The 6632-nt window shown below is 72.5% G+C and carries 6 protein-coding genes; all 6 read right to left on the reverse strand.

The genetic code is table 11. From position 1 onward, the window contains the following. Positions 1-25: 25 nt before the first annotated feature. Positions 26-805, reverse strand: a complete 780-nt coding sequence (locus E1286_RS29100) for an endonuclease/exonuclease/phosphatase family protein (RefSeq protein WP_132617518.1) — start codon at positions 803-805, stop codon at positions 26-28. Positions 806-848: 43 nt separating this feature from the next. After that, positions 849-1520 (reverse strand): HNH endonuclease family protein, encoded by a 672-nt coding sequence (locus E1286_RS29105; RefSeq protein ID WP_246075280.1) that lies wholly within the window; start codon positions 1518-1520, stop codon positions 849-851. Positions 1521-1580: 60 nt separating this feature from the next. After that, positions 1581-4790 carry a 2Fe-2S iron-sulfur cluster-binding protein gene (locus E1286_RS29110; protein WP_132617520.1) on the reverse strand — a complete coding sequence of 1070 codons (3210 nt, stop codon included), beginning with the start codon at positions 4788-4790 and terminating at the stop codon, positions 1581-1583. Beyond that, a complete protein-coding gene (locus E1286_RS29115; protein ID WP_132617522.1) occupies positions 4787-5026 on the reverse strand; it encodes a sarcosine oxidase subunit delta in 240 nt (79 codons plus the stop codon). Before E1286_RS29115 ends, E1286_RS29110 begins: the two co-directional genes overlap by 4 nt. Beyond that, positions 5026-6228 (reverse strand): sarcosine oxidase subunit beta family protein, encoded by a 1203-nt coding sequence (locus tag E1286_RS29120; protein ID WP_132617524.1) that lies wholly within the window; start codon positions 6226-6228, stop codon positions 5026-5028. The genes E1286_RS29115 and E1286_RS29120 overlap by 1 nt, the downstream gene beginning before the upstream one ends. After that, positions 6225-6632 (reverse strand): glycine cleavage T C-terminal barrel domain-containing protein (locus E1286_RS29125; protein ID WP_132617526.1); only part of this gene is annotated, 408 nt, incomplete at its 5' end. The genes E1286_RS29125 and E1286_RS29120, both read right to left, overlap by 4 nt.

A 6632-nucleotide genomic window follows, 5' to 3' on the forward strand; every position in this document is an offset into this window, starting at 1 on the left:
GCCCGTGGGCCGGCGTCGTTCCGCGTCAGCGGGTCATGCGCATGACGATCGGGCGGTGGTCGGACAGCGTGGTCGAAAGGACGTCGCCGCCCGTGACCGTGATGCCGCGCGTGTAGACGTAGTCGATGCGGGCGTCGCCGAGGGTGGGCTCGTCGGCGTACCGGGCGCCGGTGTCGAGCCAGCCGGCGCTGACGAACCGGCGCGACAGCGCGTCGGTGGGCGGGGCGTTGAAGTCGCCGGTGAGGATCACGCCGGTGCGGGTGCCGAGGTACGTCCGCACCTTGTCGGCCTGGGCCTCACGGCGGGCCACCGAGGTCGCCGACAGGCCGGGCGACAGGTGGGTGGTGAAGACGGTGACCGACGAGCCGCCGCCGAGGTCGAGCTTGGCGCCGGCCATCGACCGGTTGACGGGGCAGGTCGCGAAGTCGGTGAGCCGGATCGTCACCCGTTCGACGATGCGGAAGCTGGACAGGACGGCGTTGCCGGCCTGGCCGGGCTGCGGGTCGTCGCAGGGGCCGGGGTTGTCGCCGGCGCCGAAGTGGGCGTTGGCGGTGATGTCCCAGCCGAGCGCGTCGGCCAGCTGCCTGACCTGGTCGGCGTCGGGCCTGCGGTGGATCTCCTGGACGGTCACGATGTTGGCGCCGCTGGCGCGGATCTGGCCGGCGATGGCGTTCATGTCGGCGCTCTCGCCGTGGACGTTCCAGTTGAGGACGACGAGGTCGGTCGCCCTGGCCTGCGCGGGGGTGGTCGTCAGCAGGGGTGCGAGCACGACGAGCGCCGTGATCGCCAGGATGCGTCTGGTCACGCCCGGATCGTACGGAGATCCGCACCGCCCGTACAGACGGGTGTCAGCAGTCGTCGAGGATTCCGTCCATGGCGGCCTTCTCCGCCGAGGTGACCCAGACGTCGTACTTGGCCTTCACGTCGATCTGGCGGACGATGTACGCGCACCGGTACGACCTGCGGGGCGGCAGCCAGGTGGCGGCGTCGGAGTCGCTCTTCTGGCCGTTGAGCGGACCGTCCACCGCCAGGAGGTTGAGCGGGTCGTTGGCGAACTCCTTGCGCTTGGCGTCCGACCACTGCTGCGCGCCCTTCTGCCAGGCGTCCGACAGCGGCACCAGGTGGTCGATCTGCACCTCGCTGCTGGTGTCCTGGCCGCGCTCGAACTCGATGGTCTTGCCGCTGTACGGGTCGTGCAGGACGCCGGTGAGCACGATGCAGTCGTGGGTGCCGGACCTGAAGGTCTCGTCCTCCAGGTCGCGCTTGAGGATGTCGTTGCGGGTGTCGCAGCCGTTGCGGTCGACGTCGGCCCAGGCGGGGCCGAACTCGTCGCGGTCGAAGCCGGTCTTCGGGGCGCGGCCCTTGACGTCGAGGCCGGCCAGTTTCTCGCGGGCGTCGGCGATCGCGGCCGAGTCGGGCTTGGCGGCGGGCTCCCCGCCGCCGGACTGCGCCTCGAGGCCGCCGCAGCCGGTCAGCATCGCCGCTGTGGCCAGACCGGCCATGTACGCCCGCACCCGCACGTTCGCTCCCCAGACTCAGGTCAACAACCCTTAAAGTCTAGGTAATGCCCTTATATGGCCTCATAACGCGTCCAGGGCGTCGAGCAGCCATTCCGCCAGGTAGCGCGCGAACGATGATCTGACGTAGAGGCGACAGGTCTCGGGATCCCGGCGCTCCAGAATGACCGAGGTCTTGCCCAGCAGGGTCTGGGCGTGGCCGGGGAAGGCCGACGGGTGCAGGTCGATGGGGCAGCCGGTGATCAGGACGTCCTCGGCCGCCGGGCCGGCGAGCTCCAGGATCGTCCGCTGGCCGGAGACGTCCACCCAACCGGGCTGTGGGGTGATATTTCCGGATACGAGCCACCACGACGGCCCCAGTCTGAGCCCCGCGCCCGGGTCCGCGCCGCGGACCTCCCACATCGGCTCGAACGCCACCTCCCGCAGCCGCACGGCCGGCCCGCTCGCCGCCGCGAATCGGGCTGCGCAGGCCGCGGCCGGGCTCTCCGCGCGCACCTCGCCCGCGTACGGCGCGGGCGAGCCCTCCAGCGGGTCGCCGTCGCGGCGGGCGTTGTCCTTGTCGTAGAAGACGGGGTCCACCACGGTGACGCCGTGCACGACCGCCCCGGAGACCGCCCTCAGCCGGTCGCCCGGCGCCACGCCCTTGGCCAGGGCCAGCGCGAACGTCCGGCCGAGCGCGGCGCCGGCGTAACTGGAGGTCACGTGGCCCAGCATCGGCACCACGCCCTCCCGGAGGCCGGCGACGAGCTGGGCGCCCTCCTCCACGAGGGCCGCCGGGTCGTCGGGCAGCAGGCCCACCAGGCGCTTGCGGCCGGGCCGGGCGGTGTCGGGGCGGGCGTGCGAGCGCTTGCCGACGAAGTCGGGCTTGCGCGGGGAGACGATCCACGCCATGCCGAGGTCCTGCGGGGTGACCGTGCCGTCGGTCTCCTGGCCGACGATCGCGAACCCCTTCTCGGCCCGCAGCACGTGCATGGTCTCCGTCCCGTACGGCACCGCACCGAGGTCCAGCACCGCCTCCCACAGCGCCCTGCCGTACGCCCACGGCACGTTGACCTCGTAGGCCAGCTCGCCGGAGAAGCTGATCCGGAACACCCGGCCGGGCACGCCCAGCACGTCGGCTTCGGTGTACCGCATGAACGCCAGGCCGAGCGCGTCCGGTGCGACCACCGCGATCACCTGGCGGGCGCGGGGGCCGACGACGGCGACGGTCGCCCAGTGGTCGGTCACCGACGTGAACGACACGTCCAGCTCCGGCCACTCCGTCTGCCGCCACTCCTCCAGCCAGTCCAGCACCGCGGCGGCGTTGCCCGTGGTCGTGGTCATGAGGAAGTGGTCCTCGGCGAGCCTGGTCGTGGTGCCGTCGTCGAACACCATGCCGTCCGCCCGGCACATCACCCCGTAGCGGCAGGCGCCGACGGCGAGCGTGGAGAACGTGTTCGTGTAGATCCGGTCCAGGAACTCCCCGGCGTCCGCGCCCCGGAGGTCGATCTTGCCGAGGGTGGAGGCGTCCATGGCGGCCACGGCGGTGCGGGCCGCGCGGCACTCGCGCGGCACGGCGGCCTCCATCGGCTCGCCGTCCACGGGGAAGTAGCGGGGGCGTTTCCACTGGCCGACATTCTCGAAGACCGCTCCCCTGGCCACGTGGACGTCGTGCATCGCGGTGGTCCTGACGGGGTCGGACAGCGCACCGCGGTCGCGCCCGGCCAGGGTGGCGAACGACACCGGCGTGTACGGCGGCCGGAACGTGGTCGTGCCGACCTGCCCGGGTGCGGCTCCGAGGAGGGCGGACATGACGCCGACGACCACCGCGCCCGAGGTCTTGCCCTGGTCGGCGCCGGTGCCGGCGGTGGTGTAGCGCTTGACGTGCTCCACCGACCGCATCCCGGTGCCCGCAGCCCTGGCCAGATCCTCCACGGTCACGTCCCGATGCAGGTCAGCGAACGCCGGCTCACCGGAGCGCCCCTCCACCTGCCACAACACCGCAGGCGCCCGCGGCGCCCGCTCATCGCACTCGGGCACCCGCCACCCGTCCGCCGTCGCAGGCGCCGTCTCAGGAGCGGTGGCCTCGTGGTCCGGTGTGCGGCCGAGGGCGAGGGCGGCGGCTTCCGTGCCGGCGGCGTAACCGTCGGCGATGGCCTCGCGGGTGCCGTAGCGGCCGCGGCAGGCCCCTGCGGAGCGTTCGGCCTGGGCGGAGACGTCCGGGACGAACGCCTGCAGGTCATCGTCGAACCGGACGCGTCCCTGCGACTGGCTGAACAGGTGCACCACCGGGTTCCAGCCCCCGGCGACGGCCAGCAGGTCGGCCTCGATGTACTGGTCGCCGCGCCCGCCACCGTACCCGCCGCTGTGCCCAACGCTGTGCCCGCCACCGACGTACACGCCCGTGAGGACACCCTCCGCGTCGGCAGTCGTGCCGGTCACCACCTGGCCGGCGAGTGTCCCCGGCACGAGCCCTTCCTGGCGTGGGTCGACGATCGCCGCCACGTCCACCCCGGCGGCCTCCAGGTCCCGGGCAGCCTCGTACCCGGAGTCGGCGCAGGCGAGGACGACCGCGCGCCGCCCCGGCGGCACCCCGTACCGGTTGGCGTACGCGCGGGCGGCCGAGGCCAGCATCACGCCGGGCCGGTCGTTGCCCGGGAAGGCGAGCGAGCGCTCGTGCGCCCCGGTCGCCAGCACCACCCGCCGGGCCCGCAGGTGCCACAGACGTTCGCCGCGTTCGCGCCGCTCCACCGCCACCACGTAGTTGTGGTCGTAGTAGCCGACGGCGGTCGTCCGGGTGAGCACACGGCTGGGCAGGTCGAGCCCGTCCACCCAGTCGAGGGCGGGGGCGCCGTCCAGGAGCACGCGGCTGTTCAGCAGGTCGCCGCCGAGCCGCGGCTGCTCGTCCACGAGGATCACCCGCGCCCCGGCGCGCCCGGCCGCGACCGCGGCGGCCAGCCCGGCGGGCCCACCGCCGACGACCAGCACGTCGCAGTGCAGGTAGCCCTTGTCGTAGCGCCGCTCGTCCACGGCGTCGAGGTCCAGCCTGCCCTTGCCACGCAGGCTCCACGCCTCCAGCCCGTCGTACAGCTCCACGGTGGTGGCCGCGAGCATCGGGTCGGCGCCCACCCGCACCAGCGCGTTCGGCTCGTCGGCGCCGGCGGCGAAGATCCCGCGCGGCCGCCCCAGCTCCACGCTGCGGCCCACCACGCGCACGCCGTTGCGCAACAGTGCGGCGGCCAGCGTGTCGCCGGGCTCGCCGCGCAGTTCCCGGCCGTCGAAGGTGAATCTCATGAGGTCCTGATCTCGTGGGTGACCGTGTGCCGCTCGACCGCGAACCAGGTCCGGCAGCCGTGCACGTGGAACCAGCGTTCGCGGAACCAGCCCTTGGGGTTGTCGCGCAGGAAGACGTACGCGGCCCATTCCTCGTCGGAGACCTCCCCGGCCGGGTACGCGACCCCGGCCTGGCCGCCGTAGTGGAACTCGGTCTCGTCGCGGGGGCCGCAGTGCGGGCACTCGATGAGCAACATCAGTGCGCCACCGCCGCCGCGCCGTGCTCGTCGATGAGCGCCCCCGTGGTGAACCTCTCCAGCCCGAACGGCTCCGCCAGCGGATGTGGCCGATCATGGGCGAGCGTGTGGGCGTACACCCAGCCCGAGCCCGGGGTGGCCTTGAAGCCGCCGGTGCCCCAGCCGGCGTTGACGTAGAGCCCCTCGACCGGGGTGGGGCCGATGACGGGCGAGGCGTCCGGGGAGACGTCCACGATGCCGGCCCACGTGCGCAGCACGCGCACCCGGCTGAAGATCGGGAACAGCTCCAGCGCCGCCGCCATCTGCGCCTCGATCACGTGCACGCCGCCCCGCTGTCCGTAGGAGGTGTACGCGTCGATGCCCGCCCCCATGACCAGCTCGCCCTTGTGGGCCTGGCTGACGTACACGTGGACGGCGTTCGACATGACCACGCAGTCGAGCACCGGCTCCAGCAGCTCCGAGACCAGCGCCTGCAGCGGGTGCGACTGCAGCGGCAGCCGGACCCCGGCCCGCTCGGCGAGCACCGACGTGTGCCCGGCCGCGGCCAGCGCCACTTTCCCTGCCGCGATGCGCCCCCGCGACGTCTGTACGGCCGTAACCCGATTTTTCGTGATCTCGAATCCGGTGACCTCGCATCCCTGGATCAGGTCGATCCCGTACGCGTCCGCCTTACGAGCCAGCGCCCAGGCCACGTGGTCGTGCTTGGCGATGCCGCCGCGGCGCTGGAGGGTGGCGCCCATGACGGGGTGGCGGGCCCGGTCGGAGACGTTGATGACCGGGCAGAACTTCTTCACCTCCTCGGCGTCCAGCCACTCGGCGTCCACCCCGTTGAGCCGGTTGGCGTTCACCCGGCGCCGGCCCTCGCGCACGTCGCTCAGGCTGTGCGCCAGGTTGAGCACCCCGCGCTGGCTGAACCGCAGGTCGTAGTCGAGCTCCTCGCTCAGCCCCTCCCACAGTTCGAGCGAGTGCTCGTAGAGGGCGGCGCTCTCGTCCCACAGGTAGTTGGAGCGGATGATCGTGGTGTTGCGCGCCATGTTGCCGCCCGCCAGCCAGCCCTTCTCCAGGACGGCGACGTTCGTGATGCCGTGGTTCCTGGCCAGGTAGTAGGCGGTGGCCAGGCCGTGCCCGCCGCCGCCTGCGATGACCACGTCGTAGGCGGGCTCGGGGTCGGGGTTGCGCCAGAGGAAGTCGGGGTGGCTCAACGCCTGATCTTCTCCATCCCGGGGTCGTACAGGGGCTCGGCGGCGACCTCCGCGGGCACGCGGCGGCCGAAGTAGGAGATGTCCACGTGCGTCCCGGGTTCGGTGAGCTCGATCGGCAACCACGCGTACGCGATGGAGCGGTGGATCGTGTGGCCGTAGGCGGCGCTGGTGACGTAGCCGACCGTGCGGCCCTTGTGACGTACGGGCTCCTTGCCCATGACGACCTCGGTGGCCAGCAGCGGCACCAGCTTGCGGGTGACGTCCGCGGACAGGGCGTCGCGGCCGAGGAAGTCCTTGTCCTGCCTGACGGCGAAGGCCAGCCCCGCCTCGTACGGGTTGTGCTCGGTCGTCATGTCCACGCCCCAGAGCCGGTAGCCCTTCTCCAGGCGCAGGCTGTTGAACGC

The organism is Nonomuraea terrae (assembly GCF_004348995.1).
Lineage (GTDB): Bacteria > Actinomycetota > Actinomycetes > Streptosporangiales > Streptosporangiaceae > Nonomuraea > Nonomuraea terrae.